This is a genomic window from Stenotrophomonas sp. GW821-FHT09E08 (assembly GCF_059416125.1).
Window position 1 is genome coordinate 332,414 of sequence record NZ_JBWKOO010000001.1, and the last position, 24,255, is coordinate 356,668.

Below are 24,255 nucleotides of genomic sequence, written 5' to 3' on the forward strand. Positions count from 1 at the left end.
ATACATTCACAATGAGAATTCGATCGATGCACACTCTTCCCCATCCGGTCATCGTCGCGTAAAACTCGATGACGCATCTGCCACCGACACGCGAGGCCTGCCCTGTCCACCCCGTCCCCCCTGCTCCATCGCGCGCCGCAGCTGCCCGCGCCTGCGGATGCCTTCATCGCGTTCGTACGCGAAGAACGCGCGCCGCTGTGCGCGTTCCTGCGCACGCGAGGGGTCGGGCCGGAAGATGCGGAGGACATCGCACAGGACTGCATGGAGCGGTTGATCCGCTATCGCGCGCAGGGCCCGGACGAACTGCGCCTGCTGCTGTATCGTATCGCCCGCAACCGCCTGGCAGACCGCGGCCGTTCGCCGCAGTCGCGGCCGCACCTGCCGCTGGCCGAGCACGATGGCAGCGACGAGCCTTCCAGTACCTCGCCCGATCCATTGCGCCAGGCCGAGTCCGGGCAGATGCTTTCCCTGCTGCGGCAGGCCCTGTTCAAACTGCCCGAGCGCGCGCGCGAGGTGTACCTGCTCAACCGGATCACCGGCATGAGCTATACACAGATTGCGCGGCACTGTGGAATCACTGCCAAGACCGTGGAAAAACATATTGCCCGCGCCCTGCAGGGCCTGCGCCAGGAATTGGGGCCGGATCCACTGCATAACGACAGGGACGCTGAATGAGCCGCCACCGGCACATGGAAGACGCCTCGGTGTTCGAACGCGCCAGCACCTGGGTGGCGCGGCTGGAAGCCCCGGACTGCACAGCGGACGAGCGTGAAGCGTTCGAAGACTGGCTGGCTGAGGACCCTGCCCATGTCAAAGCCTGGGTACAGGCCGAGACCCTGTTCCAGCAGGGCGAAGGGCTGGCCACCGACCCCTGGTTGCGGACCGCCGCAGCGCGCGCCGCGCGACCTGCCCGCCGTCGCCTGCTGCCCGGCCTGGCCGCGGCCGCCGGCATCTGCCTGGCCATCGGCATCGGCTGGATGGTTGCGGTGGGTGGCAATCCGACACCGCAGCTGTACGCCAATGACACCCGCCTGCCGCGCCAGTTGACCCTGGCCGATGGCAGCGTGGCCACGCTTGATGCCGGCACCACGCTGCGCGCCAGCTTTGGCTGGCGACATCGCGAACTGGATCTGGAGCGCGGACGCCTGCAGCTGCAGGTGGCGCCATCGAGCAAGGCACTGCGGCTGCAGGCTGGCAACAGCACGATCCGCGACATCGGCACCACCTTCCAGGTCGAGCGCCTGCACGATGGCCTGGTCGAGGTCGCACTGCTGGAGGGCGCAGTGGAAGTCAGCAGCGGCACGGCCCAGCACATGCTGGCACCTGGCCAGCAGCTGCAGGTGCTGCCCTCCGGGCGCATCCAGCCTGGCCCGGCGCTGTCATCCAACGCGGCCGCCGAAGGGTGGCTGCACGGGCAACTGGTCTTTGATGCCACGCCACTGTCCATCGTGGTCGAGCGCATGAACCGCTATGGCCGCACGCCGCTGGTGATCGCCGATCCGGAGATCGCCGATCTGGCGGTAAGTGGCACGTTCCGCGCGGGGGATGCACAGGAGCTGCTGTCCGCACTGGAACTGGGCTGGTCCGTTGCTGGCCAGACGCGCCCGGATGGCGCGCTGGAACTGCGCCGCACGTACTGAGGAGGCCGGCAGTGAAGGCAGGTCCGGGTGCGCTGCAGTGGGGGCTGCTCCGCGCCTTGCTTTATCTGGCAGTGGGTATAGCGGCATTACCGGTGGCCGATGCCAGCGAGCCTGCCGGCACGCTGGAGATCGATGTGGGCGCCGGACCATTGGTCCCGGCGTTGCAGCAATGGGCACGGCAGAGCGGTACCGCCCTGCTGTTCGATGCACGTGAGCTGGAGGGGCTGCGCACCAACGGTAGCCATGGCCAGCGTGATACGGCAACCGCGCTGAAACAGCTGGTCGGCGGCCTGCCGGTGAACATCCTGCGCACATCCTCAGGCGCCTTTGTCATCCGCCGCGTTCACGCCGAACTACCGGCCAAGGTATCGAAAGCCCCGGCAGCGGCCCACGCCATACGCACCGTGCCGAACGCGCCCGATGCAGCACCGCAGGTGGAACTGGCACCGATCCACGTCACCGGCAGCCGCCTGCCGCGCACCTCGGTGCAGACAACGCTGCCGGTCACCACCATCGACCGCGACGACATCCTGCGCAGCGGCTACGGCAACCTGTTCGACCTGTTGCGGCACCTGCCGGGCATGAACGGCCATCCGGCCATGAGCACCTCGCGCAGCGGCGATTCGCAGTACCTGCCAGTAGGAGCGGCCGCGACAACCAGTCTCGACGGCATGGGACCGCGAGCGACGCTGTTCCTGGTCAATGGCCGGCGCCTGCCCCGCTATCCAATGGTGTCGCTGGAACAAGGCGGACTGACCGATCTGGGCGGCATTCCGCTGAGCTTCGTCGATCGCATCGAACTGGTCCGCGGTGGTGCCTCCGCCATCTACGGTGCCGACGCGATGTCCGGCGTGGTCAACATCATCCTGCGCGACCAGGCCGATGGTCCCGAAGCCATGCTGCAGACCGGGCTCAGCAGCCGCGGCGATGCCGGGCAGTACCGGGTGCAGGCAGCCACCGGTACCCTGCGCGAGAACGGCGACCGCTGGTTTGCGGGCCTTGACCTGCATCGTGTCGAACATGTGGCCGGTGATCGCCGCGACTGGCATGCGGAAACCTCGCTGTATCCGATCGGCGCGATCTTCGGCAACTGGTACGTGCCGGCCCGGCGCTGCGAGCCCCCGTTGAAGCGCCGCGAGGATGGCTGCTGGTTCGACAGTGCCCGCCCGCGCTCGCTGCAACCGGCCTCGGATACCGCATCGGCCTACCTGCATTACCGGCACGAACGCGGTGAAGGACGCTATGCCTATGTCGAAGCACGCGCCAGCCACAACCGGCAGCGCTTCGACCTGGGTCCAACCGCCATCGCCGTGGTCGCGCGCGGAATCACCTTCAACAGCGTCATGCATGAAGCCGGCAATGTGCGCCCCAGCGTTCGCGCCACCGATACGGATGTCACCTTCGGCATCGGCCGCGACCAGGGCCGGCGCAGCTGGGAAGCGGGAATCAGCGGCCAACGCAGCGGAGTCACGCTGTCCACCGCAGGCACCGTACGTGCGACCCGGTTGCTGGAAGCCACGCAGTCGCGACGGTTCCTGCCCGGCTTCGACGCACCACCTGCCGCCGAAGCAGAGACATTGTTCCCATCGATCCGCAACCGCGGCAGTACCGAACAATGGCAGGGCTGGTGGGGTATGCAGCGCGAACTGATGCCGCTGCCCGGTGGCCCTGCGCAGCTGGCCACCGGCATCGACCTGCGCCATGAGCGCTGGACATCGCGTCCCGACGCGCTGCTCAGCCAGGGTGACCTCGCATTGGGGCTGTCACAGCAGCAACGTCGCCTGTCGCGGCAGAGCAGCGGCGTCTACGCCGAGCTCGGCCTGCCGCTTGCGCCCACGCTGCGCGCGGATCTGGCCGCTCGCTGGGATCGTGATGGCGGTTTCATGGCGTTCTCGCCCCGGGCCGGCCTGCGCTGGAGCCCGACGCCGCAGTGGTCGTTCCTGCTGGCCAGCGGACGCGGCTATCGCGCTCCCAGCCTGTTTGAACAGCGGCGACCGCCCGGCTACTTCGGCTCGATCACGCTGCCCGCCTCCAGCGCGCTGCCGGAATGCGCGATGACCATCAGTGATGGTCGTTGCAGCGTCACCGCCGAGGTGGTGGAGAACGACGCGCTGAAAGCCGAGCGCTCGCGCAGTCATTCGCTGGCCGCCACCTGGACACCCAACGACACCTTCTCACTGTCGCTGACCCACAACATCGTCGAGCTGCGCAACGAGATCCTGGCCCTGCAGCCATCCGACGCAGTCTGGAACCGCAGCACCTGGCAGCTGGACGAAGACGGCCAGCTGCGCAGCCTGCGCCTGTCCTTCGACAACATCGGGCGCACCACGTCCCGCAACTGGGTGCTGCGCGGCGAGTACCGTATCGATGCAGGCAGCAACGGCCAATGGCTGTTCTCGCTCGATGCATTGAAGCAGCAGGAACTGCGTCGGCGCCGCGACCATGAGCCTGCGGTGGACCTGCGCGGCCATGTGACGCCGGAGATCGCCGCCGTACTGAACGTGCAATGGCAGAACAGCAATTGGGATATCGCGCTGCGTGGCAACCAGACCGGACGCACGCGTGCGTGGCTGCCCGGTGCCGAGTGCCCGCAGGAGCAGATCGAACTGAGCCACTGCATGAACCCGCGGCAGCTGCGCTGGAACCTGCACCTCGCACGCCGGCTGGGCCCCCGCATTGTCGCCGCGATGGATGTGCACAACGTACTCGACACGCAGCCGGTGAACTATCTGGTCGGCAACGGCGGACAGATGCCGGGGCTGGACGACCCACTCGGCCGATACTATCTGCTGACCCTGCAATTCCGCTGAAGCGTAGTAACCTACGCGCCCTGTTCCACCGGTCTGCCACCTCCACCCCATGAAGGCCTATCTCTGGTTCTGGGGCGCGTTCCTGCTGTTCTTCGCGTTACCTTTTCCCTGCATCCTCTATTTCGGCACGTCATGGCCGGTGGCGCTGGCTGATCGCAGTGCACCGTGGCTGGCAGTGCTGCTGCTGGCGTTGTCGCTGGCCTTGTGGCTGGTCCTGCTGCTCGCCTTCCTGCACTACCTGCTGCTCGGCCCACCACGTGCCCTGCATCGGGTGCGCTCGATCCTCGCCAACGGTGAGCCACGCACTACACTGATCAAGCAGGCCGAACAAACCGGCGTGCATGTGCGTGGCTTCGCGCAGTGGAAGCTGCAGTTGGCCTTCCAGAACCTGTCCGGCACGCCGATCAGCGAGCAGATGCTGGTGGTCGACAGCAAACCCCAGCTGCAGCGCTTCGTCGTCGGCAATCACCTCGATGCACGCCTGAGCCGCACGCCAGGCGAATTCCCCAACGTGGTGCTCGACGGCGCCCATCCCGAGCTGGATGTTGCCAGCCTGTGGCGGCGTGGGATCGGCGGTGGCATCGCCATCGTGGTGGTTGCCAGTGCCTATGTATTCACCTACCGGCTGCAGAGCGAAGGCCTGGGCTGGACCTTCCTGTCGTTCGGCCACCCGTTGCTGGTGTGCCCGCTGGTGCTGTGCGGCTACGCACTGGGCCTGCGCCTGCTCGGCCGACTGCTGCACGCCGATGCACGTGGCGATGCGCTGAAGTACCGTGGCATCGGTGTGGAGGCCAGGGTGCTGAAGGTGCGCCAGACCGGCACCTATCTCAACGAACAGCCGCAGGTGGAATTCCAGCTGGAGTACACCGACCGCGAAGGCGCTATGCGGCAGGCCAGCGTGCGTCGCTTCATCCCGCTGATCGAACTGGCCAACATCCCGCGCGAGCACGTGACGCTGCTGTACGACCCGGATGATCGTGGAAACGTACGCATGGAGGAGGTATGAAACAGCCTCCCTCCACCCGACTGGTGTTCTCGCTGGTGCTGCTGGTACTGGCGGGCGTGGCCGTTGCTGGCGGCGGATTGCAGACGATCAGCGAAACGCTGGGGTATTCGGTGCAGCGCGACCTGTTGCCAGCCACCACCGGTACGCAGCCGTCGCGCGAGAATCCCGCATCGCTTGCGCCGATTCCCGATCCACGGCCGATTTCCATTCCCGAACGCAGCAACCGTCTGTTCGATGCAGACTACCTGCAGGCCGCACGCCAGGCGCTGGAGCAGCTGCCGGCGCTGGCCGGACAGCGATTGACCGTGTTCCACAGCATCCACTTCTACGACGACGGGCGCATCAACCTCGATCTGGTCGACCCCCAACAGCCAACCCACGTCGACAGCTACCATTTCGAACGCGGCCAGTGGCGCAAGGGCAACCCGGTCAACCCGCAGCAGTTCGCGCCGACCATCAGCCTGCAGCGCAGCAGCGCGCCATTGGCCCACATCGATTTCGATGCGGTGCCACGCGTAGCCCAGGCGCTTCAGGAAAAACGCAACGCATTGCAGAACCCAGCCTCCGAAGTCGGCCATGTCTACGTGGTCGTACGCAAGGCGGGCAAGCTGGTGTGGCTGCCGGATGAAATCGCCGGAGACCGCGAATCGGTGCGCCTGCAGTTCGATGCGCAGGGTGCCCTGCGCGGTGTGAGCCGCCGGTAGCCGACGAAAAAAGGGGACGGAGGGGATTAAGTCGTATGTGGCATCAGGTCGTACACGACTTAATCCCCACCGTCCCCTTTCTGCTACTTCACCGAGCGCGCGATGGCGTACTGCGCGCCGTAGTACGTGGACAACACCAGCAGGCTGGCCAACGGCAGGCCGCCGGCGAAGCGGTCCCAGGCCAGCAGTGAATCGCTGGCCACGAACAGCAATGCACCTGCCGCGGCCCAGCGGGCGCTTCGGGCTTCCACGGCATCGGGCTGCGGGCTGCGCCACTGCCGTGCCAGGGCCAGCACCGCCATCGACGCCAGCACCACCACGTACGCCAGTACCGGAATGCGCATCGGCGCCGGCAGGTGCGGCCACAGGCCCAGCACGTTGAGCACGGCGAACGCACCGAGCAGCACACCGGCGGCGACCAGCCCACGCCCTGCATGCAGGCCGTCGCGGAAGGCGACGATGTAGCAGACGTGCGCCAGCAGGAACGCGACCAGCCCCGGCACGAACGCGTCCATCGGCAGCATCAGCGCGATATCGCCCATGCACGAGAGCAGCATGCCGGCCAGCACCGTGCGGCGGTAGAACGGCTGCGCCGGATCATGCACCCGCCAGACGATGGCGGCGATCAGCAGCGTGGTAGCCGGCTTGGTCAGCCAATGCAGCCAGCGCCCGTCACCGTGCAGGAACGCGCCGATGATGGCGAGGATCGCCATCAGCAGGATCAGACCATCGCAGGCGCGCGGCTTCATCGTGCCTTCCACAGATCCGCAAGGCGGTCAGGTTTGCCGGCGATGCGCTCCAGCACCGGATACTGCAGGCCACCGTGGTAGGCGATGCTCATCGTTTCGATGCGATCGAACTGCTTCACCAGCAACACGATCGGCGCCTTGTCCTTTGCTGCGGCCGCCACTGCATCCTTCAAGCGCTGGCTGCTGTATTCGCGGCCACCAACCGCGATCACCTTCATGCCGGGTGCAAGACCGGCGTTGAACGCCGGGCTGTCCCAGATCACGTCACCGACCGTGCCGTTGTCGAGCACGGTGGCACCCAGCGAATAGGCCAGCAACGCGGCCTTGGCACGCTTTTCCTGCGCCTTGTAGGCGTCGTTCGGGGTATCGCGGTAAACCAGCTTCCAGCCCGCCAGTTCCAGGCCGCCGGTCAACGAACCATGGCCGTCCAGGCGCCCGCGCAGGAACGTGGCCCAGTCGTACGGCGCGATGCCATTCAAGGTCGCGACCACATCATCGAAGGTGTACGGATTGACGTCCCAATCGCCATTACCGACGCCGAAAAACGCACGTGCGAAGTCGTCCAGGCTGCGCCGGTTGCCACTCAGTTCGCGCAGCTTGCCCTCCACTTCCAGCCACAGCATCTGGCCGCCGGAGTAGTAGTCCTCGCTCATCTGGTAGTTGCGATAAGGCAGCGTACGGCGCTGAGCAATGGTCGGGTCGTTGGTGGTGTCCTGCAGCGGGCGCCAGGCCAGGCCCGGACGGCCACGGTCGTAGGTCGCGGCCACGTTGGCCAGCATGTCGCGTGCCTGGTCGGTGGACCACAGCCCCGAGCGTGCGGCCAGCACCTGTCCCCAGAACTGGGTCTGCCCCTCATACACCCACAGCAGGCTGTCGCCCATCGGCACGTTGAAGTTGGCAGTGGCCAGGTCCGCGCCGCGGCGGTACTTGCCGTTCCAGGAGTGGGTGTATTCGTGCGGCAGCAGATCGCGCATCCACGCGCTCTTTTCCCACTCGGTGAAGTAGCCCGGCTCGGCGCTGTTTTCGCTGGAACGGTGGTGTTCCAGACCGATGCCGCCGAGGCGGTCGGTCAACGCCAGCAGGAACTCGTAGTGGTTGTAATGGCGGTCGCCATAGAGCTTGTCGGCCTGCTGCACCAGCGCGCGGTGCAGCTTGATCTGTTCGTCGGTCGGCTTCAGCGACTTGGCGTCGTCGGCGAACACGTTCAGATGCACCGGCACCTTCGCGCCGGGGTCGAGGTCGATGCGCTGGTGGTGCTCGCCGGCAAACAGCGGCGAATCGACCAGGTGGTCATAGGAGATCGGCTTGAACACCACGGTGTCACCGTCGCGGCGCGCAGTCTCCAACGCGGTGGCGAACGACCAGCCCTTGGGCAGGGTCACGCTGGCCTGCGCCTGCAGCTGCCGCGCATCGACACCGGCCGGATACAGCGAGTTGGCGTTCCACTGCAGGTTGAGCATTTCCGGGGTCATCACCACCCGGCCCTGGCTGCCGCCCTGCGAGGACAGGAAATCGAAGTGGGCGACAATCTCGCTCACGCCCTCGGGCACGTTCACCTTGAACGCATAGACGTTGAACTGGTCGCGCTGCCAGGCCAGCGGCTTGCCGTTGGCAGTCACACGCAGGCCGGCCAGCTTGTCGATCGGGCCGGTCGGCGAATGGTTGCCTGGAATCCACTGCGGGTACAGCAGGGTCATCGGGCCGGGCTTGGCCGGCACCGTGGCAGTCACCTTGAAGATGCGCCGGGCCAGATCGCGCGCGTCCACATCGATGCGCAGCAGGCCGGGGGCCGCGGCATCGCCCGGCGGCGAGGTCTGCGCCAGCGCAGGCGTGGCCGCCAGCGCGAACAGCACGGACATCACCAGGGCACGGGTCTTCATCGGGCAGGTTCCAGCAGCGGTAGAACCTTTGATGCTAGGCCTGTCGAGTGCGCGGCCCCATGGCCGAAGGTCATGGTCGGTGGCGCTCCGGCCTGATGTGGCAAAACGCCATCCGGCAGTGCGAACCAAGGTTCGCACCCACCAGAGTCAGGCCCGGTCAGTCGACCAGGCGCAGGCGCAGTTCCTTCGGCAGTGCGAACACCATCGATTCCGGCTCGCCATCCAGCTCACCGACGCCGTTGGCACCCAGCTCGGCCAGCCGCGCCAGCACGCCATCGACCAGCACCTGCGGCGCCGAGGCACCAGCGGTCACGCCGATGTGCTGCTTGCCCACCACCCACGCCGGGTCGATCTCGTGCGCACCGTCGATCAGGTACGACTCCACGCCTTCGCGGCGGGCCAGCTCACTCAGGCGGTTGGAGTTGGAGCTGTTCGGCGAACCGACCACCAGCACCAGATCGCAGCGCTTGGCCAGGTCGCGCACGGCATCCTGGCGGTTCTGGGTGGCGTAGCAGATATCGTCGTTCTTCGGCCCTTGCATTGCCGGGAAGCGCTCGCGCAGCGCATCGATGATGCCGCGCGTGTCGTCCACCGACAACGTGGTCTGGGTGGTGTAGGCGAAGTTTTCCGGCTGCTTGATCTGCAGCGTGGCAACCTGCTCCACGTCTTCCACCAGATAGATCTGGCCGGTACCGGCTTCGCGGTTCCACTGGCCCATGGTGCCTTCCACTTCGGGGTGACCGGCGTGGCCGATCAGCACCACGTCACGGCCAGCACGGCAGTGGCGGGCAACTTCGAAGTGGACCTTGGTCACCAGCGGACAGGTGGCGTCGAACACCTTCAGGCCACGCCGCTCCGCTTCCTGGCGCACGGCCTGGGACACGCCATGGGCACTGAAGATGACCGTGTTGTTGTCCGGCACTTCGTCGAGTTCTTCGACGAAGATCGCGCCGCGCTGCTTCAGGTCATCGACCACGAAGCGGTTGTGCACCACTTCATGGCGGACATAGATGGGCGCGCCCAGCGTTTCGATCGCGCGCTTGACGATCTCGATCGCACGATCGACGCCGGCACAGAATCCACGCGGGTTGGCGAGCAGCACATCCATCAGTTCAGTCTCCCGGCAGCGGCCGGCTTACGGTTTCGGATTGGCATTATCCGCCTTTTTGGCGGACTTGCCGTCGAACAGGCCGAACAGGGCGATGCCGACGGCACCGACTACGATGGCCGAATCGGCGATGTTGAACGAGGGCCAGGTGTAGCTGCCCACGTACCACTGGATGAAATCGACCACGTGGCCGTGCACCTGGCGGTCGATCACGTTTCCGATGGCGCCGCCGATGATCAGCGCATACGGCACCGCCGCCTTCCAGTTGCCACGGGCGGTGCCGCGCAGCCACCAGGCCATCAGGCCACTGATGGCGATCGCCAGCACGGTGAAGAAGTGCTTCTGCCAGCCACCGGCGTCGCTCAGGAAACTGAACGCCGCACCGGTGTTGTAGGTGCGGTACCAGTTCCAGAAGCCGTCGATGACCACCACCGGCTGGAACTCCGGCAGGCTCGACAGGACCCACGCCTTGGACCACTGGTCCAGGCCGATGATGGCCGCCGACAGCAGCAGCCAGACCAGGGCGTTCGGATGCGGACGGGGCGCGGCCATCAGAACCAGCTCCGCACTTCACCGGCGCCGGTGATGTTGCTCACGCAGCGGCCGCACAGTTCCGAATGGTCGGCGTTGCTGCCGACGTCGGCGCGGTGGTGCCAGCAGCGCACGCACTTGGCCTTGGTGGTCGGCTGGGCACTGACGAACACCTCGTCGGTGGTTGCCGGGCGCACCTGCACGTCGCCGCTGATGAACAGGAAACGCAGTTCATCGGCCAGCGGCTGCCAGCGCGCGGCCTGCTCTTCGCTGGTGGCGATGGTGATCTCCGCTTCCAGCGCGGCACCGATGGCGCCGTTGGCACGCATCGGCTCGAGCACCTTGGCCACCTGCTCGCGCACGGCCAGCAGCTGGTCGAAGTCGGCGGCGTTGAGCTGTGCATCGGCCGGCAGCGGCGCCAGGCCGTCGTACCAGGTGGTGAACAGCACATGCTCGGCGCGTTCGCCCGGCAGGTAGCCCCACAGCTCGTCGGCGGTGAAGGTTAGGATCGGCGCGACCCAGCGGGTGAATGCTTCGGCGATGTGGTACATCGCGCTCTGTGCCGAACGGCGACCGCTGGAATCGGTCGGCATCGTGTACAGGCGATCCTTGGTCACGTCCAGGTACAGCGAGCCCAGGTCCACGCTGCAGAAGTTCAGCAGCAGCTGCACGATCTCGGCCATGTTGTAGCCGTCGTAGGCCGCCTTGATCTTCTCCTGCAGCTCCCACGCGCGATGCACGATCCAGCGGTCCAGCGCGACCATCTGGTCCAGCGGTTGCAGGTGCTGGGCCGGATCGAAACCGTCCAGGTTGCCGAGCAGGAAGCGCGCGGTGTTGCGCAGGCGGCGGTAGGCGTCGGCGTTGCGCTTGAGGATTTCCTGCGACAGCGACATCTCGTTGCTGTAGTCGGCCGAGGCGATCCACAGGCGCAGGATGTCCGCGCCCAGCTTGTTCATGATGTCCTGCGGCTCGATGCCGTTGCCCAGCGACTTGGACATCTTGCGGCCGTGCTCGTCCACGGTGAAGCCGTGGGTCAGGCACTGCTTGTACGGCGCGCGTTTGTCGATCGCCACGCCGGTCAGCAGCGAGGACTGGAACCAGCCGCGGTGCTGGTCGGAACCTTCCAGGTACAGGTCGGCCGGCTTGCCGAAGCCACGCGCCGCAAGCACGCCTTCATGGGTCACGCCCGAGTCGAACCAGACATCGAGGATGTCGGTGACCTTCTCGTAGTCGGCCGCTTCAGCGCCCAGCAGTTCGGCGGCATCCAGCGAATACCACACGTCGATGCCCTCGGCTTCGACGCGGTCGGCGACCTGCTGCATCAGCTCCACCGAACGCGGGTGGATCTCGCCAGTCTGGCGATGAGTGAACAGTGCGATCGGCACGCCCCAGGTGCGCTGGCGCGAGATGGTCCAGTCCGGGCGGCCATCGACCATGCTCTGGATGCGCGCCTTGCCCCAGCTCGGGAACCAGCCCACGGTATCAATGGCGGCCAGCGCATCGTTGCGCAGGTTGGCCTTGTCCATCGAGATGAACCACTGCGGAGTGGCGCGGAACACGACCGGCGTCTTGTGGCGCCAGCAGTGCGGGTAGCTGTGGCGGATCGGGTGGAAGGCCAGCAGCGCGCCGTTGTCGCGCAGCACGCCGACGATGGCCTCCTGCACCTTCCACAGGTGCTGGCCGGCCAGCACCACGTCACCGGCCGGCGGGGTCGATTCCAGGTACACGCCACGGCCATCGATCGGGGTCACCTGGCCGGCGTTGTACTTGTCCAGCAGGCCGTACTTCTGGCTGACCACGTAATCTTCCTGGCCGTGGCCGGGGGCGGTGTGCACCGCACCGGTACCGTCCTCATCGGACACATGCTCGCCGTTGAGCACCAGGATCTCGCGCTCCGGGTAGAACGGATGCGCCAGCAGCTGGTTTTCCAGCGCCGAACCGTCCGCCTCACCGTGCAGCACCACCGCTTCCACGCCGTAGCGCTGCAGTGCGCGCTCGGCCAGGGCGGCAGCCAGCACCAGCCAGCGGCGCTTGCCGTTGTTGGCCGGGCCTTCGGCCAGCACGTAGCGGATGTCCGCGCCCAGCGAAACGGCCAGCGAAGCCGGCAGCGTCCACGGCGTGGTGGTCCAGATCGGCACAGCCACTTCGACATCGGCCGGCACGCTCACGCCGAACGCCTGGCCGATGGCCTGCGCGTCGCGCGCGGTGTAGGCCACGTCGATCGCCGGCGATTCCTTTTCCTGGTACTCGATCTCGGCCTCGGCCAGCGCCGAGCCACAGTCGAAGCACCAGTACACCGGCTTCGCACCACGCAGCAGGTGGCCATTGGCCACGACCTTGGCCAGCGCACGGATCTCGTTGGCTTCGAAGTCGAAGCTCAGGGTCTTGTACGGGTTGTCCCAGTCACCGGTCACGCCCAGGCGCTTGAAGTCCACGCGCTGGATGTTGATCTGCTCTTCGGCGAACTCACGGCACTTCTGCCGGAACTCGACGGCGTCGAGCTTGGTGCCGACCTTGCCCCACTTCTTCTCGACCGCGATCTCGATCGGCAGGCCGTGGCAGTCCCAACCCGGCACGTAGGGCGCATCGAAGCCGGCCAGGTAGCGCGACTTGACGATGATGTCCTTCAGGATCTTGTTGACCGCGTGGCCCAGGTGGATGCGGCCGTTGGCGTACGGCGGGCCGTCGTGCAGCACGAACAGCGGGCGGCCGGCGGCGTTGTCGCGCAGCTGCTGGTAGAGCCCCTGCTCTTCCCACCGCGCCAGAATGCCCGGCTCGCGCTTGGGCAGGTCGCCGCGCATCGGGAATTCGGTGGCTGGCAGGTTCAGGGTGGTCTTGTAGTCCTGGCTCACGCAGTGGCTCGCAATCTATGTTCGGAAAGGATGGCGCGCGCCTGTTCGGCGTCACGGTGCATCTGGTCGGTCAGCGCCGCCAGATCATTGAATTTTTCTTCGTCGCGCAGCTTGGCGACGAATTCGACTTCGATGTGGCGCCCGTACAGATCGCCCTGGAAATCGAACAGGTGGGCTTCCAGCAACGGCTCCACGCCATCCACGGTCGGCCGGGTGCCGAAGCTGGACACCGAAGGCCACGGCTGGTCGAACACGCCGTGCACCCAGGTTGCGTAGATGCCCGACAACGCCGGGGTCTTCGGGAAACGCAGGTTGGCGGTAGGGAAACCCAGCGTACGGCCAAGCTGGCGCCCACGCACCACCCGGCCGCTGATCGCATACGGGCGGCCAAGCAGGTCGCCGGCACGGGCGAAGTCGCCGTCCTGCAGCAGCTGGCGGATGCGGGTGCTGGAAATGCGCTCGCCATGCAGGTCGACCGCTTCGATCTCGCCAGCGCTGAAACCGAGCTCGGCGCCGAGCTTCTGCAGCAGGGCCAGGTCGCCGCGACGGCGGTTGCCGAAGCAGAACTCCGGTCCGATCCAGACCTCACGCGCACTCAGGCGATTGACCAGCAGCTGGCGAACGAACGTCTCGGCCGGCATCGCCGCCATCGCTGCGTCGAAACGCAGCAGGCCGATCGCATCGACGCCGAGCTCGCGCAGGATCTCGACCTTGCTGCGCGCCAGGGTCAGCCGCGGCGGCGGCGTGCCCTGGGCGAAGAATTCACGCGGCAACGGCTCGAACGCCACGGCAACCGCGGCCACGCCCAAGGCGCGCGCGCGGGCAACCGCGTGGCGGACCAGCGCACGATGGCCCAGATGGAGGCCGTCGAATGCACCGATACAGACCACGCTTCCGTTGGGGAACAGCTCCCCGCCCTCGACGCTTCTGAACAGCCTGCTCATCAACTCTCGTTCCGGCCCAACCGGGGCCGCCGCTTCAATGGTGTAACCCTGAAGTATAGCCGCCACGGGCCGTGATCAATGCCCGCGCAGGTCGCGCGGGCGGAAGCCCATCGCCACCATGGCCACCGCATAGGTCGCGCCACCGCCGCCGACCAGCAGCATCAGGCCACCGATACGGTGCCATTTGTCCATGACGGTGAAGTCGGGAACCCAATGCAGCAGGGCCAACAGCACGCCGACCATGGCCGCACAGGCCAGCAGCAGCCGCACCAGATAGCCGCCCCATCCCGGCCGGCGCTGGTAGACATCGGTCTTGCCCAGCCAGTACCAGAGCAGGCCCAGGTTCAGATAACTGGACAGCGCGCTGGCGATGCCCAATGCCAGGTGCAGGCCCGGCTGCTTGCCGATGGCCGCCATCACGCCCTGTGCCTTCAGCTCGTCCGGCACCATCACCTGGTACAGCACCGCCAGCAGGGCGAAGTTGAACACCATGTTGGCCACCAGCGCGGCCACACCGGCACGGACCGGGGTCTTGGTGTCCTGGCGGGCATAGAACGCCGGCAGCACCACCTTCAGCAGGGCAAACGCCGGCAGGCCGAAACTCAGGCCGTACACCGACAGCGCGGTCATGCGGGTATCGAAGGCGCTGAACTGGCGGTACTGGAACAGAGTGGCGATCAGCGGCTCGGCCAGCAGCAGCAGGCCCAGCATGGCCGGCACCGAGATCAGCAGGGTCATGCGCAGGCCCCAGTCCAGCGAGCGCGAGAAACCCTCGCGGTCGGTGCTGACGTGGTGGCGGGCCAACGCCGGCAGGATCACCGTGCCCAGCGCCACGCCGAACACACCCAGCGGCAGCTCCAGGAAGCGATCGGCCAGCGACAGCCACGACTGCGAGCCGTCGGTCAGCTTGGCCGCGATGAGGGTATCCAGCAGCAGATTGATCTGCGCCACCGAGGAACCGAACAGGGTCGGCACCATCAGCGTCAGCACCTTGCGCACGCCCGGATGGCGCCAGCCCCAGCGCGGCAGGGTCAGCAGGTTGATGCCCTTCAACGAGGGCAGCTGGAACAGCAGCTGCAGGATGCCGGCGGCGAGTACCGCCCAGCCCAGCGCCAGGATCTGTTTTTCCGGGGTGCCACCGAGCCGCGGCGCCAGCCACAGCGCACCGGCGATCATGCACAGGTTGAGGATGACCGGGGTCAGCGCCGGCATCGCGAAACGCTGGAAGCTGTTCAGCGCGCCACCGGCCAGCGCGGTCAGCGAGACGAACAGCAGGAACGGGAAGGTCAGGCGGAACAGGTCGACCAGCAGGGTCTGCTTGACCGGGTCGGTATCAGCACCACTCGAGAATGCGACCGCCAGCTGCGGCGCGAAGATCAGCGCCAGCGCGGTAACCAGCATCAGCACCCCACCCAGTGTGCCGGCGGTGCGGGCCATCAGTTCACGCAGCTCGGCATGGCTGCGGGTTTCCTTCACTTCCGTGAACACCGGCACGAAAGCGGTGGCGAAAGAGCCTTCGGCGAACAACCGGCGCAGGAAATTGGGTACCCTGAAGGCAACCCAGAACGCATCGGTGACCGCATTGGTGCCGAACGTGGTGGTGATCACCTGGTCACGGACAAGTCCGAGCACCCGCGAGACCATGGTCATGCTGCTGAACGACAGCAGGCCTCGCAACATCTTCGGTGAACTCACTCAGCGTCCCTCTTGACAATCGACTTGACGTGCATTTCTCGGGCCATCATACTAGCTAGCTTGCTGTTCCCATAACACCGATTTTTTCAGGAAACCACCACCGTGGCCAATATCAAGTCCGCCAAGAAGCGCGCCAAGCAGACCGTCGTGCGCAACGCGCGCAACGTGGCTCAGCGCTCGATGCTGCGCACCGCTGTCAAGAAAGTGATCAAGGCGCTGGACGCCAACGATGCCGCCGGCGCCCAAGCCGCCTTCGCCGTTGCCCAGCCGATCCTGGATCGTTTCAGCGCGCGTGGCCTGATCCACAAGAACAAGGCTGCTCGTCACAAGAGCCGCCTGAACGACCGTATCAAGGCCCTCGCGGCCGCCTGATCCGGTTGGTTGCCGGGGCTTCGGTTCCGGTAGCACGCAAAAGCCCGGCTTCGGCCGGGTTTTTTGTTGCCTGCACGCCCGGGGTCAGATCCCTTTTCCAGCGGAAAAGGGATCTGACCCCAACAACAAAAAAAACCCGGCCGAAGCCGGGTTTTTCGCGCGGAACCACAACGGCATTACAGCGCGTTGCGGGCTTCCAGCTCATCTTCCTTCTGGCGATCAAAGAACGCCATGATCCGGCTCATGATCGGGAAGGTGCCTTCGCGGCCCAGCGCGGAAACCAGGAACCACGGCTCCTTCCAGCCCAGCTCGGCGACAATCTGCTCCGCCGCAGCCTTGGCCTCGTCCTCGAACATCAGGTCAGCCTTGTTCAGCACCAGCCAGCGCGGCTTCTGCAGCAGCTCCGGGTCATGCTTCTCCAGCTCACGCTCGATGGCACGTACCTGCTCGACCGGGGAAATGCCTTCCACGCCGCCTTCCATGGGGGAAATGTCCACCAGGTGCAGCAGCAGGCGGGTGCGCTGCAGATGGCGCAGGAACTGCGCGCCCAGGCCGGCACCGTCGGCGGCGCCTTCGATCAGGCCCGGAATGTCGGCAATCACGAAGCTGCGGTAGTTCTCCACCTTCACCACACCCAGGTTCGGGTACAGCGTGGTGAACGGGTAATCGGCCACCTTAGGCGTCGCCGCCGAAACGGCACGGATCAGGGTGCTCTTGCCAGCGTTGGGGAAGCCCAGCAGGCCGACATCGGCCAGCAGCTTCAGCTCCAGCTTCAGCGTGCGCTCTTCGCCCGGCTCGCCCGGCAGCGCCTGGCGCGGCGAGCGATTGGTCGAGCTCTTGAAGTGCATGTTGCCGAGGCCACCACGACCGCCCTGCGCCACCAGCAGGCGATCGCCATGCTGGGTCAGGTCGCCGATGACTTCGTCGGTGGCCACATTGATGATCACGGTGCCAACCGGCACGGTGATGGTCAGGTCTTCGCCACCCTTGCCATAGGCCTGGCGGCCCATGCCGTTCTCGCCGCGCTGCGCCTTGAAGATGCGGTCATGGCGGAAGTCGACCAGGGTGTTCAGGTTTTCGTCGGCGCGGATGTACACGCTGCCGCCCGCACCGCCGTCGCCGCCGTCCGGGCCGCCGAGCGGAATGAACTTCTCGCGACGGAAGCCAATGCAGCCGTTGCCGCCGTTGCCGGCGAACACTTCGATTTCTGCTTCGTCTACCAGTTTCATTGTTTCGATGCCTGCGATGGGCGCGGCCTGCGTGCCGCCGCCTTGCTTGAATGTCGGGCCGGATGTGCTCCGGCTGCCGGGGCTGCGCCCCGCGATCGGGCCGTGCCCGTTGTACCACTGATTCCAACGAAAAGCCCCGCCGAAGCGGGGCTCTTCATGCAGCGTGCGATTCGACCAGCAACACCATGCCGGGGCATGGCAGCCAGCCAAGCCTTATCAGGCTTCGACCGACACGACGCTGACGGTGCGACGCTTCTTGGCGCCCTTGACCGAGAACTCCACCTTGCCGTCCACGAGGGCGAACAGGGTGTGGTCACGGCCCAGGCCAACGCCGGAACCCGGGTGGAACTGGGTGCCGCGCTGACGCACGATGATGTTGCCGGCTTCGATGGCCTGGCCACCGAAGATCTTGACGCCGAGGTACTTCGGGTTGGAGTCGCGACCGTTGCGCGAAGAGCCTACGCCTTTTTTATGTGCCATGACCTATCTCCTTACTTGCTGCCACCGGCAATGCCGGTGATCTCGATTTCGGTGTAGTACTGACGGTGACCCTGACGCTTCATGTGGTGCTTGCGGCGACGGAACTTGATGATCCGGACCTTGTCAGCACGACCCTGGGACAGGACGGTGGCAGTGACCGCAGCGCCGCTCAGGGCGTCGCCGATCTTGATGCCATCGCTGTCGCCGAGCAGCAGGATGTTGTCGAACTTGATCTCGCTGCCGACTTCGACTTCGAGCTTTTCAATGCGGAGCTTTTCGCCCTGCGCCACGCGGTATTGCTTACCGCCGGTGACCAGTACTGCGTACATGACCAGACTTCCTCTGTAGTTATTGTGGTCTATGGACTGCCGCCATCGAGGGCGGACAGGAGCGGAATTGTACGTGGACCACCGGGGACGGGTCAAGTCAACCCCTGAACGGCTCTGGAGGCCGGGCCGGAACAGGCGGGGGTCAGATCCCTTTTCACCGTGTGAAAAGGGATCTGACCCCCGCCTGTCGGGCGGTCTCAGCAGGTGAGACTCCGGGCTGGCATTGTCGCCCATTGCCCCCATCTGGTCACCTCGGTAGGCTGACCGATTGCCGTTCCCTGCTGGCCCGGCATCCAGCCAACGCCCCCACAACCGGATCCCCCATGGCGATGGATTTCATCCGCATCCGCGGCGCGCGGACGCACAACCTGAAGAACCTCGACCTCGACCTGCCCCGCGACAAGCTGATCGTGATCACCGGCCTGTCCGGTTCGGGCAAGTCCTCGCTGGCGTTCGACACCATCTATGCAGAAGGCCAGCGCCGCTACGTCGAGTCGCTGTCGGCCTATGCGCGCCAGTTCCTGAGCGTGATGGAAAAGCCAGACCTGGACCACATCGAAGGCCTGTCCCCGGCCATCTCGATCGAGCAGAAGTCGACCTCGCACAACCCGCGTTCGACGGTCGGCACGATCACCGAGATCTACGATTACCTGCGCCTGCTGTATGCCCGCGTCGGCACTCCGCGCTGCCCGGACCATGGCTACCCGCTGGAAGCGCAGACGGTCAGCCAGATGGTCGACCACGTGCTGACGCTGGATCCGGAGCAGCGCTACATGCTGCTGGCGCCGGTGATCCGCGACCGCAAGGGCGAGCACGCCCAGGTGTTCGACCAGCTGCGCGCGCAGGGCTTCGTGCGCGTGCGCGTGGATGGCGAGCTGTACGAGATCGACGAGGTGCCAGCGCTGGCACTGCGCCAGAAACACACCATCGAAGCGGTGATCGACCGCTTCCGCCCGCGCGAGGACATCAAGCAGCGCCTGGCCGAGAGCTTCGAGACTGCGCTGAAGCTGGGCGACGGCATGGCCTCGGTGCAGAGCCTGGACACCGCCGACAGCACGCCGACGCTGTTCTCCTCCAAGTATTCCTGCCCGGTCTGCGATTACTCGCTGCCTGAGCTGGAACCGCGCCTGTTCTCGTTCAATGCGCCGATGGGCGCCTGCCCCGGCTGCGATGGCCTGGGCATGGCCGAGTTCTTCGATCCCTCGCGCGTGGTCGTGCACCCGGAGCTGTCGCTGGCCGCCGGCGCCGTGCGTGGCTGGGACCGTCGCAACGCCTATTACTTCCAGCTGATCGCCTCGCTGGCCAAGCACTACAAGTTCGATGTCGACGCGGCGTGGAATTCGTTGCCGGACAGCGTGCAGCAAGCCGTGCTGTATGGCAGCGGCGATGAAGCGATCACCTTCACCTACTTCACCGAAGCCGGTGGCCGTACCCAGCGCAAGCACCGCTTCGAGGGCATCATTCCCAACCTCGAACGCCGCTACAAGGAAACCGAGTCGCCGGCGGTGCGCGAGGAGCTGTCCAAGTACATCAGCGAACGGCCGTGCCCGGAATGCAACGGCGCGCGCCTGAACAGGGCCGCGCGCAACGTGTTCGTGGCCGACCGCCCGCTGCCCGAGCTGGTGGTGCTGCCGATCGACGAGGCACTGAAGTTCTTCAGTGAACTGAGCCTGCCGGGCTGGCGTGGCGAGATCGCCGCGAAGATCGTCAAGGAGATCGGCGAACGCCTCGGCTTCCTGGTCGATGTCGGCCTGGATTACCTGACCTTGGAGCGCAAGGCCGACACCCTGTCCGGTGGCGAGGCACAGCGCATCCGCCTGGCCAGCCAGATCGGTGCCGGCCTGGTCGGCGTGATGTACGTGCTCGACGAGCCATCGATCGGCCTGCACCAGCGCGACAACGAACGCCTGCTCGGTACGCTCACCCGCCTGCGCGACCTGGGCAACACGGTGATCGTGGTCGAGCATGACGAGGACGCGATCCGCCTGGCGGACTACGTGCTGGACATCGGTCCGGGCGCGGGCGTGCACGGTGGTGAGATCGTCGGCCAGGGCACCCTGCAGGACATCCTGGAGGCACCGCGCTCGCTGACCGGCCAGTACCTGTCCGGCAAGCGTGCGATCGAGATCCCCGCGCGCCGGCACAAGCCGAACCCGAAGATGACGCTGCACCTGCGCGGCGCCAGCGGCAACAACCTGAAGGGCGTGGACCTGGCGATTCCGTCGGGCCTGCTGACCTGCGTGACCGGCGTGTCCGGCTCGGGCAAGTCGACCCTGATCAACGACACCCTGTTCTCGCTGGCTGCCAACGAGATCAACGGTGCCTCGCACCCGATCGCCCCCTACAAGGAGATCGATGGCCTGGATCTGTTCGACAAGGTGGTGGACATCGACCAGTCGCCGATCGGCCGCACCCCGCGCTCGAACCCGGCCACCTACACCGGTCTGTTCACCCCCCTGCGCGAACTGTTCGCCCAGGTGCCCGAAGCACGTGCACGCGGCTACTCGCCGGGCCGCTTCAGCTTCAACGTGCGCGGTGGCCGCTGCGAGGCCTGCCAGGGCGATGGTCTGATCAAGGTCGAGATGCACTTCCTGCCGGACGTGTATGTGCCCTGCGATGTCTGCCACGGCAAGCGCTACAACCGCGAGACGCTGGAGATCGTCTACAAGGGCTTCAACATCAGCGACGTGCTGGAAATGACCGTCGAGGATGCACTGAAGCTGTTCGAGCCCGTGCCATCGATCGCGCGCAAGCTGGAGACACTGGTCGACGTCGGCCTGAGCTACATCAAGCTGGGCCAGAGCGCGACCACGCTGTCCGGCGGTGAAGCGCAGCGCGTGAAGCTGTCCAAGGAACTGTCGCGCCGCGATACCGGGCGCACCCTGTACATCCTCGACGAGCCGACCACCGGCCTGCACTTCCACGACATCGAAGCGCTGCTGGGCGTGTTGCACAAGCTGCGCGACGAAGGCAACACGGTGGTGGTGATCGAGCACAACCTGGACGTGATCAAGACCGCCGACTGGATCGTCGATCTGGGTCCGGAAGGTGGCCATCGCGGTGGCACCATCCTGGTCACTGGCACGCCGGAAGACGTGGCGGCCTGCCCGCAGTCGTATACCGGCCAGTTCCTGGCCCGCATGCTGCCCTCCACCAGCGCGCGCCCGGACCAGCCCGCCGCCGTGGCCAACAAGCCCGATGCGCGCCCGCCGCGCAAGGTCAAGCCGGAGAAGCCGGCGAAGAAGGCGGCCGCTGCCAAGAGCACCGGCAAGGCCAGCAAGACCGCTTCGCCCCGCAAGAAGAAGGATGCCTGATGAGCAACGAGCACAAGATCCTGGCACGCGTTCCGATCAGCGTGCGCTGGCGTGACATGGACAGCATGGGCCATGTGAACAACGCCAAGTACATCTCCTACCTGGAAGAAGCGCGCGTGCGCTGGATGCTGGGTGTGGAAGGCGTGTCGATGACCGACCGCATCGCACCGGTGGTGGCCGCGACCAACGTCAACTACCGGCTGCCGATCGTATGGCCCAACGACATCCTGGTCGAACTGTTCGTCGAGCGCCTGGGCAACAGCAGCGTGACCATCGGCCACCGCATCGTCGACCAGCAGGACGAGTCGAAGCTGTATTCGGATGGCAACGTGGTGGTGGTGTGGATGGATACGCAGACCGGCAAGAGCGCACCGTTGCCGGACGCGATCCGCAGCGCCTCCAGCTGACATGCCCTGGTAGGTGCCGACCTTGGTCGGCACGCTTCGGCGGCAATGAGGTTGCCGGCCAGCGGCCGGCGCTACCGATCCCGTTCAAAGGACTGACATGATCCACCAGACTGAACTGCGCGACCTGCTGCCCGGCATGGTCCCCTTCCCCACCGACGTCTTCACTGCCGACCAGGCCTGGCTCGGCCAGCACCTGCTGCCGCTGCTGAAGATCGACCTGGGCGTACTGCGACCGGAACTGGCCGGCCAGGTGGCAACAATGCTGTGCCCGATCGAGCCGTATGACGGCTGCATCGGCGAGACCACCGAAGAGCACCACAACGCGTTCACCGGCACCAACTGGATCGCCTTCGAGCTGACCGCTTGCAACGAGATGCGCTTCCTCGGCAACGAGGGTTATTTCATCGGCGATGCGGTGCAGGACAAGGATGCGCAGGAGCACATCGCGCAGATGCGCGAGAGCTACGCCAAGGCCCGCGATTACCATGCCACGCACGGTCGCCTCGCCTGCTACTCGCGCTACGGCAAGGGTGAGCCCAGCGAGCGCGATTATCTGGATACGCTGGGGGGACAGATTTCCTGCGGCAACTGGATCGAGACGGCTGACATCCCGAACGCCTTCACTCTGGAATTCACCGACGCCGCCAACGACCGGCATGCGCCGGATGATGCGGAGCTGGCAATCATCCGCCGCGATGGCAACACGTTCTTCGCAGTGGCCGAAGTGGCCGGCTACAACTGGTGCGCTACTGGCGCCGATGCGATCGTGATGCTGTACGAGCCGGTAAGCCGCACGGTGCTGTTCTCGTACGACTGGTCGTAAAGCCTCACCGCGCTACGCGCTCGCCGGGCATGGCCCGGCGGAACGGGCAGTGCATCACGGGGCAGCCTTGCGCACGGTCAGCGTCGCGCTCGCTTCACTGCCGCCTTCCAGTTGCAGCCGCAGCGGCAGCGCCTGGCCTTCCTTCAACGGGCCCTTGCCCTGCATCAGCATCAGGTGCAGGCCACCGGGCTTGAGTTCGGCGCGCGCGCCCGGTGCCAGCGGCAGGCGCTCGATCGCGCGCATCCGGCTGACGCCATCGACAATCGTGGTCTCGTGCAGCGACACATCAGCGAAGCCGCTGCTGGTCGCCCCGGTGATCGCCACCGCCTTGCTGCAGCCGTTGTGGATCACGCCGTAGCCGGCGGTCATCGGCATCGCCGGGTTCGGCGGCAGCCGCGCCCAGCCCTGCTCCACCGTGACGCAGTCCGGTTCCGCCGCCGACGCCGATGCTGCGGCCGCACACAGAACCAACAGTACGCCAACGAATGGTTTGGTTATCATCGCCCAGGTTCCTTCTTCGCAACGAGACCGCAGCATGACGACGCTCATCGAGGTGATCAACCATGGCCCTATCCGCGAACTGCGCCTGGCGCGGCCGCCGGTCAACGCGCTGGACACCGAACTGTGCCGGCAGTTGATCCATGCCATCGAGCTGGCCATGGCTGAAGACGCGCACGGCATCGTGCTGTCGGGCAGCGAGCGCGTCTTCACGGGCGGCATGGACGTGCCGCACCTGCTCTCGCATGGCGATGACAAGCACAAGCTTCTGGACACCTGGAACGCTTTCTTCGGCGCCGTGCGCACGCTGGCCGAGAGCCGCATTCCGGTGGTCGCGGCGATCACCGGCCACGCGCCGGCCGGTGGCTGCGTGCTGGCCCTGTGCTGCGATTACCGGGTGATGGCGCGCAGCGCCGATCCGTCGCGCCCGTATGCGATCGGCCTGAACGAAGTGCAGGTGGGCCTGATCGCGCCGGAGGGCATCCAGCGCCTGCTGCGCCGCGCAGTCGGCGTGCACCGCGCCGGCGTCCTGCTGACCACCGGTTCGCTGGTGCCTGCCGAACAGGCCGTGCAGATCGGCCTGGTCGATGAACTGGCCGAGGGCGACCTGGTGGTGGCACGTGCGGTGGCCTGGCTGCAGAACCTGCTCAAGCAACCGCGCCAGCCGATGCTGCTGACCCGCGCGATTGCCCGTGCCGACCTGCACGTGGCGCTGCAACCGGACCTGATCCAGCTCGACCGCTTCGTCGAGGCCTGGTTCGCCCCGGATGCGCAGAACGCCCTGCAGGCGCTGGTCGCCCGGCTGGGCAAGTAACGGTCGCCCGCGCCCGGGGTGGCGCCAGGGGTCAGATCCCTTTCGCAATGCGAAAGGGATCTGACCCCTG

The 24,255-nt window shown here is 66.2% G+C and carries 21 protein-coding genes; 10 read left to right on the top strand and 11 right to left on the bottom strand.

Annotated elements, in window-relative coordinates:
* The first annotated feature begins 141 nt into the window (after positions 1-141).
* Genes AC07M7_RS01565 through AC07M7_RS01585 form a run of 5 tightly spaced genes read left to right on the top strand, consistent with a single transcriptional unit; the run spans position 142 to position 6,160 of the window.
* Positions 142-675 carry an RNA polymerase sigma factor gene (locus AC07M7_RS01565; protein ID WP_136638348.1) on the top strand — a complete coding sequence of 178 codons (534 nt, stop codon included), beginning with the start codon at positions 142-144 and terminating at the stop codon, positions 673-675.
* Positions 672-1,640 (top strand): FecR family protein, encoded by a 969-nt coding sequence (locus tag AC07M7_RS01570; protein WP_495206595.1) that lies wholly within the window; start codon positions 672-674, stop codon positions 1,638-1,640. Before AC07M7_RS01565 ends, AC07M7_RS01570 begins: the two co-directional genes overlap by 4 nt.
* A gap of 11 nt (positions 1,641-1,651) precedes the next feature.
* A complete protein-coding gene (locus AC07M7_RS01575) occupies positions 1,652-4,450 on the top strand; it encodes a TonB-dependent receptor plug domain-containing protein (protein ID WP_495206596.1) in 2,799 nt (932 codons plus the stop codon).
* Positions 4,451-4,499: 49 nt separating this feature from the next.
* Complete coding sequence (locus tag AC07M7_RS01580; RefSeq protein ID WP_478474947.1) at positions 4,500-5,456, top strand: hypothetical protein; 957 nt, start codon at positions 4,500-4,502, stop codon at positions 5,454-5,456.
* Positions 5,453-6,160, top strand: a complete 708-nt coding sequence (locus AC07M7_RS01585; RefSeq protein WP_495206597.1) for a hypothetical protein — start codon at positions 5,453-5,455, stop codon at positions 6,158-6,160. Before AC07M7_RS01580 ends, AC07M7_RS01585 begins: the two co-directional genes overlap by 4 nt.
* Positions 6,161-6,243: 83 nt before the next feature.
* On the opposite strand, the gene AC07M7_RS01590 is transcribed toward AC07M7_RS01585, so the two are convergent.
* From AC07M7_RS01590 to murJ, 7 genes are all read right to left on the bottom strand, one after another.
* Positions 6,244-6,909, bottom strand: coding sequence for a lysoplasmalogenase (locus tag AC07M7_RS01590; RefSeq protein ID WP_495206598.1), 666 nt, complete (start codon positions 6,907-6,909; stop codon positions 6,244-6,246).
* Positions 6,906-8,789, bottom strand: coding sequence for a M61 family metallopeptidase (locus AC07M7_RS01595; RefSeq protein WP_495206599.1), 1,884 nt, complete (start codon positions 8,787-8,789; stop codon positions 6,906-6,908). The genes AC07M7_RS01590 and AC07M7_RS01595 overlap by 4 nt, the downstream gene beginning before the upstream one ends.
* Positions 8,790-8,946: 157 nt before the next feature.
* Complete coding sequence (gene ispH, locus AC07M7_RS01600; RefSeq protein ID WP_004148461.1) at positions 8,947-9,897, bottom strand: 4-hydroxy-3-methylbut-2-enyl diphosphate reductase; 951 nt, start codon at positions 9,895-9,897, stop codon at positions 8,947-8,949.
* A 27-nt stretch (positions 9,898-9,924) separates the two neighbouring features.
* The gene (gene lspA, locus AC07M7_RS01605; protein WP_046983300.1) at positions 9,925-10,449 is read right to left on the bottom strand and encodes a signal peptidase II; all 525 of its coding nucleotides are present in this window, start codon (positions 10,447-10,449) and stop codon (positions 9,925-9,927) included.
* Positions 10,449-13,280, bottom strand: coding sequence for an isoleucine--tRNA ligase (gene ileS / locus AC07M7_RS01610; RefSeq protein ID WP_495206600.1), 2,832 nt, complete (start codon positions 13,278-13,280; stop codon positions 10,449-10,451). Before ileS ends, lspA begins: the two co-directional genes overlap by 1 nt.
* Positions 13,277-14,224 carry a bifunctional riboflavin kinase/FAD synthetase gene (locus AC07M7_RS01615; RefSeq protein ID WP_495206601.1) on the bottom strand — a complete coding sequence of 316 codons (948 nt, stop codon included), beginning with the start codon at positions 14,222-14,224 and terminating at the stop codon, positions 13,277-13,279. The genes ileS and AC07M7_RS01615 overlap by 4 nt, the downstream gene beginning before the upstream one ends.
* A 75-nt stretch (positions 14,225-14,299) precedes the next feature.
* Positions 14,300-15,904, bottom strand: coding sequence for a murein biosynthesis integral membrane protein MurJ (gene murJ / locus AC07M7_RS01620; RefSeq protein ID WP_495206602.1), 1,605 nt, complete (start codon positions 15,902-15,904; stop codon positions 14,300-14,302).
* Between the two features lie 117 nt (positions 15,905-16,021).
* On the opposite strand from murJ, the gene rpsT reads away from it, so the two are divergent.
* Entirely contained in the window at positions 16,022-16,291 is a 270-nt protein-coding gene (gene rpsT, locus AC07M7_RS01625) for a 30S ribosomal protein S20 (RefSeq protein WP_004148449.1), read from the top strand.
* Between the two features lie 176 nt (positions 16,292-16,467).
* Here rpsT and cgtA read toward each other — a convergent pair whose 3' ends face one another.
* The 3 genes from cgtA to rplU form a co-directional block, all read right to left on the bottom strand.
* Positions 16,468-17,520, bottom strand: a complete 1,053-nt coding sequence (gene cgtA, locus AC07M7_RS01630; RefSeq protein ID WP_495206603.1) for an Obg family GTPase CgtA — start codon at positions 17,518-17,520, stop codon at positions 16,468-16,470.
* Between the two features lie 216 nt (positions 17,521-17,736).
* A complete protein-coding gene (rpmA, locus tag AC07M7_RS01635) occupies positions 17,737-18,000 on the bottom strand; it encodes a 50S ribosomal protein L27 (protein ID WP_004148333.1) in 264 nt (87 codons plus the stop codon).
* Positions 18,001-18,011: 11 nt separating this feature from the next.
* On the bottom strand, positions 18,012-18,329 hold the full coding sequence (gene rplU, locus AC07M7_RS01640) for a 50S ribosomal protein L21 (protein WP_004148331.1): 318 nt from the start codon (positions 18,327-18,329) through the stop codon (positions 18,012-18,014).
* A 323-nt stretch (positions 18,330-18,652) separates the two neighbouring features.
* Here rplU and uvrA point away from each other — a divergent pair, with 323 nt between their 5' ends.
* The 3 genes from uvrA to AC07M7_RS01655 all read left to right on the top strand — a co-directional run bounded on the left by uvrA (position 18,653) and on the right by AC07M7_RS01655 (position 22,873).
* A complete protein-coding gene (gene uvrA / locus AC07M7_RS01645; RefSeq protein ID WP_495206604.1) occupies positions 18,653-21,643 on the top strand; it encodes an excinuclease ABC subunit UvrA in 2,991 nt (996 codons plus the stop codon).
* Positions 21,643-22,050 (top strand): acyl-CoA thioesterase, encoded by a 408-nt coding sequence (locus AC07M7_RS01650; RefSeq protein ID WP_136638357.1) that lies wholly within the window; start codon positions 21,643-21,645, stop codon positions 22,048-22,050. Before uvrA ends, AC07M7_RS01650 begins: the two co-directional genes overlap by 1 nt.
* 97 nt (positions 22,051-22,147) lie before the next feature.
* A complete protein-coding gene (locus AC07M7_RS01655) occupies positions 22,148-22,873 on the top strand; it encodes an enolase (RefSeq protein ID WP_478474933.1) in 726 nt (241 codons plus the stop codon).
* A gap of 54 nt (positions 22,874-22,927) precedes the next feature.
* On the opposite strand, the gene AC07M7_RS01660 is transcribed toward AC07M7_RS01655, so the two are convergent.
* Positions 22,928-23,374 (bottom strand): copper chaperone PCu(A)C, encoded by a 447-nt coding sequence (locus tag AC07M7_RS01660; RefSeq protein WP_495206605.1) that lies wholly within the window; start codon positions 23,372-23,374, stop codon positions 22,928-22,930.
* Positions 23,375-23,408: 34 nt separating this feature from the next.
* On the opposite strand from AC07M7_RS01660, the gene AC07M7_RS01665 reads away from it, so the two are divergent.
* Positions 23,409-24,185: an enoyl-CoA hydratase/isomerase family protein gene (locus tag AC07M7_RS01665; protein ID WP_012510409.1), complete on the top strand. Its 777-nt coding sequence runs from the start codon at positions 23,409-23,411 to the stop codon at positions 24,183-24,185.
* Positions 24,186-24,255: the final 70 nt, after the last annotated feature.

Bases quoted from the DNA above. Each gene is read 5' to 3' on its own strand.
- AC07M7_RS01570 (WP_495206595.1), top strand. From the start codon at position 672: ATGAGCCGCCACCGGCACATGGAAGACGCCTCGGTGTTCGAACGCGCC.
- AC07M7_RS01580 (WP_478474947.1), top strand. From the start codon at position 4,500: ATGAAGGCCTATCTCTGGTTCTGGGGCGCGTTCCTGCTGTTCTTCGCG.
- AC07M7_RS01585 (WP_495206597.1), top strand. From the start codon at position 5,453: ATGAAACAGCCTCCCTCCACCCGACTGGTGTTCTCGCTGGTGCTGCTG.
- AC07M7_RS01590 (WP_495206598.1), bottom strand. From the start codon at position 6,909: ATGAAGCCGCGCGCCTGCGATGGTCTGATCCTGCTGATGGCGATCCTC.
- AC07M7_RS01595 (WP_495206599.1), bottom strand. From the start codon at position 8,789: ATGAAGACCCGTGCCCTGGTGATGTCCGTGCTGTTCGCGCTGGCGGCC.
- ispH (WP_004148461.1), bottom strand. From the start codon at position 9,897: ATGGATGTGCTGCTCGCCAACCCGCGTGGATTCTGTGCCGGCGTCGAT.
- lspA (WP_046983300.1), bottom strand. From the start codon at position 10,449: ATGGCCGCGCCCCGTCCGCATCCGAACGCCCTGGTCTGGCTGCTGCTG.
- AC07M7_RS01615 (WP_495206601.1), bottom strand. From the start codon at position 14,224: ATGAGCAGGCTGTTCAGAAGCGTCGAGGGCGGGGAGCTGTTCCCCAAC.
- murJ (WP_495206602.1), bottom strand. From the start codon at position 15,904: ATGTTGCGAGGCCTGCTGTCGTTCAGCAGCATGACCATGGTCTCGCGG.
- cgtA (WP_495206603.1), bottom strand. From the start codon at position 17,520: ATGAAACTGGTAGACGAAGCAGAAATCGAAGTGTTCGCCGGCAACGGC.
- rpmA (WP_004148333.1), bottom strand. From the start codon at position 18,000: ATGGCACATAAAAAAGGCGTAGGCTCTTCGCGCAACGGTCGCGACTCC.
- rplU (WP_004148331.1), bottom strand. From the start codon at position 18,329: ATGTACGCAGTACTGGTCACCGGCGGTAAGCAATACCGCGTGGCGCAG.
- uvrA (WP_495206604.1), top strand. From the start codon at position 18,653: ATGGCGATGGATTTCATCCGCATCCGCGGCGCGCGGACGCACAACCTG.
- AC07M7_RS01650 (WP_136638357.1), top strand. From the start codon at position 21,643: ATGAGCAACGAGCACAAGATCCTGGCACGCGTTCCGATCAGCGTGCGC.
- AC07M7_RS01655 (WP_478474933.1), top strand. From the start codon at position 22,148: ATGATCCACCAGACTGAACTGCGCGACCTGCTGCCCGGCATGGTCCCC.
- AC07M7_RS01660 (WP_495206605.1), bottom strand. From the start codon at position 23,374: ATGATAACCAAACCATTCGTTGGCGTACTGTTGGTTCTGTGTGCGGCC.
- AC07M7_RS01665 (WP_012510409.1), top strand. From the start codon at position 23,409: ATGACGACGCTCATCGAGGTGATCAACCATGGCCCTATCCGCGAACTG.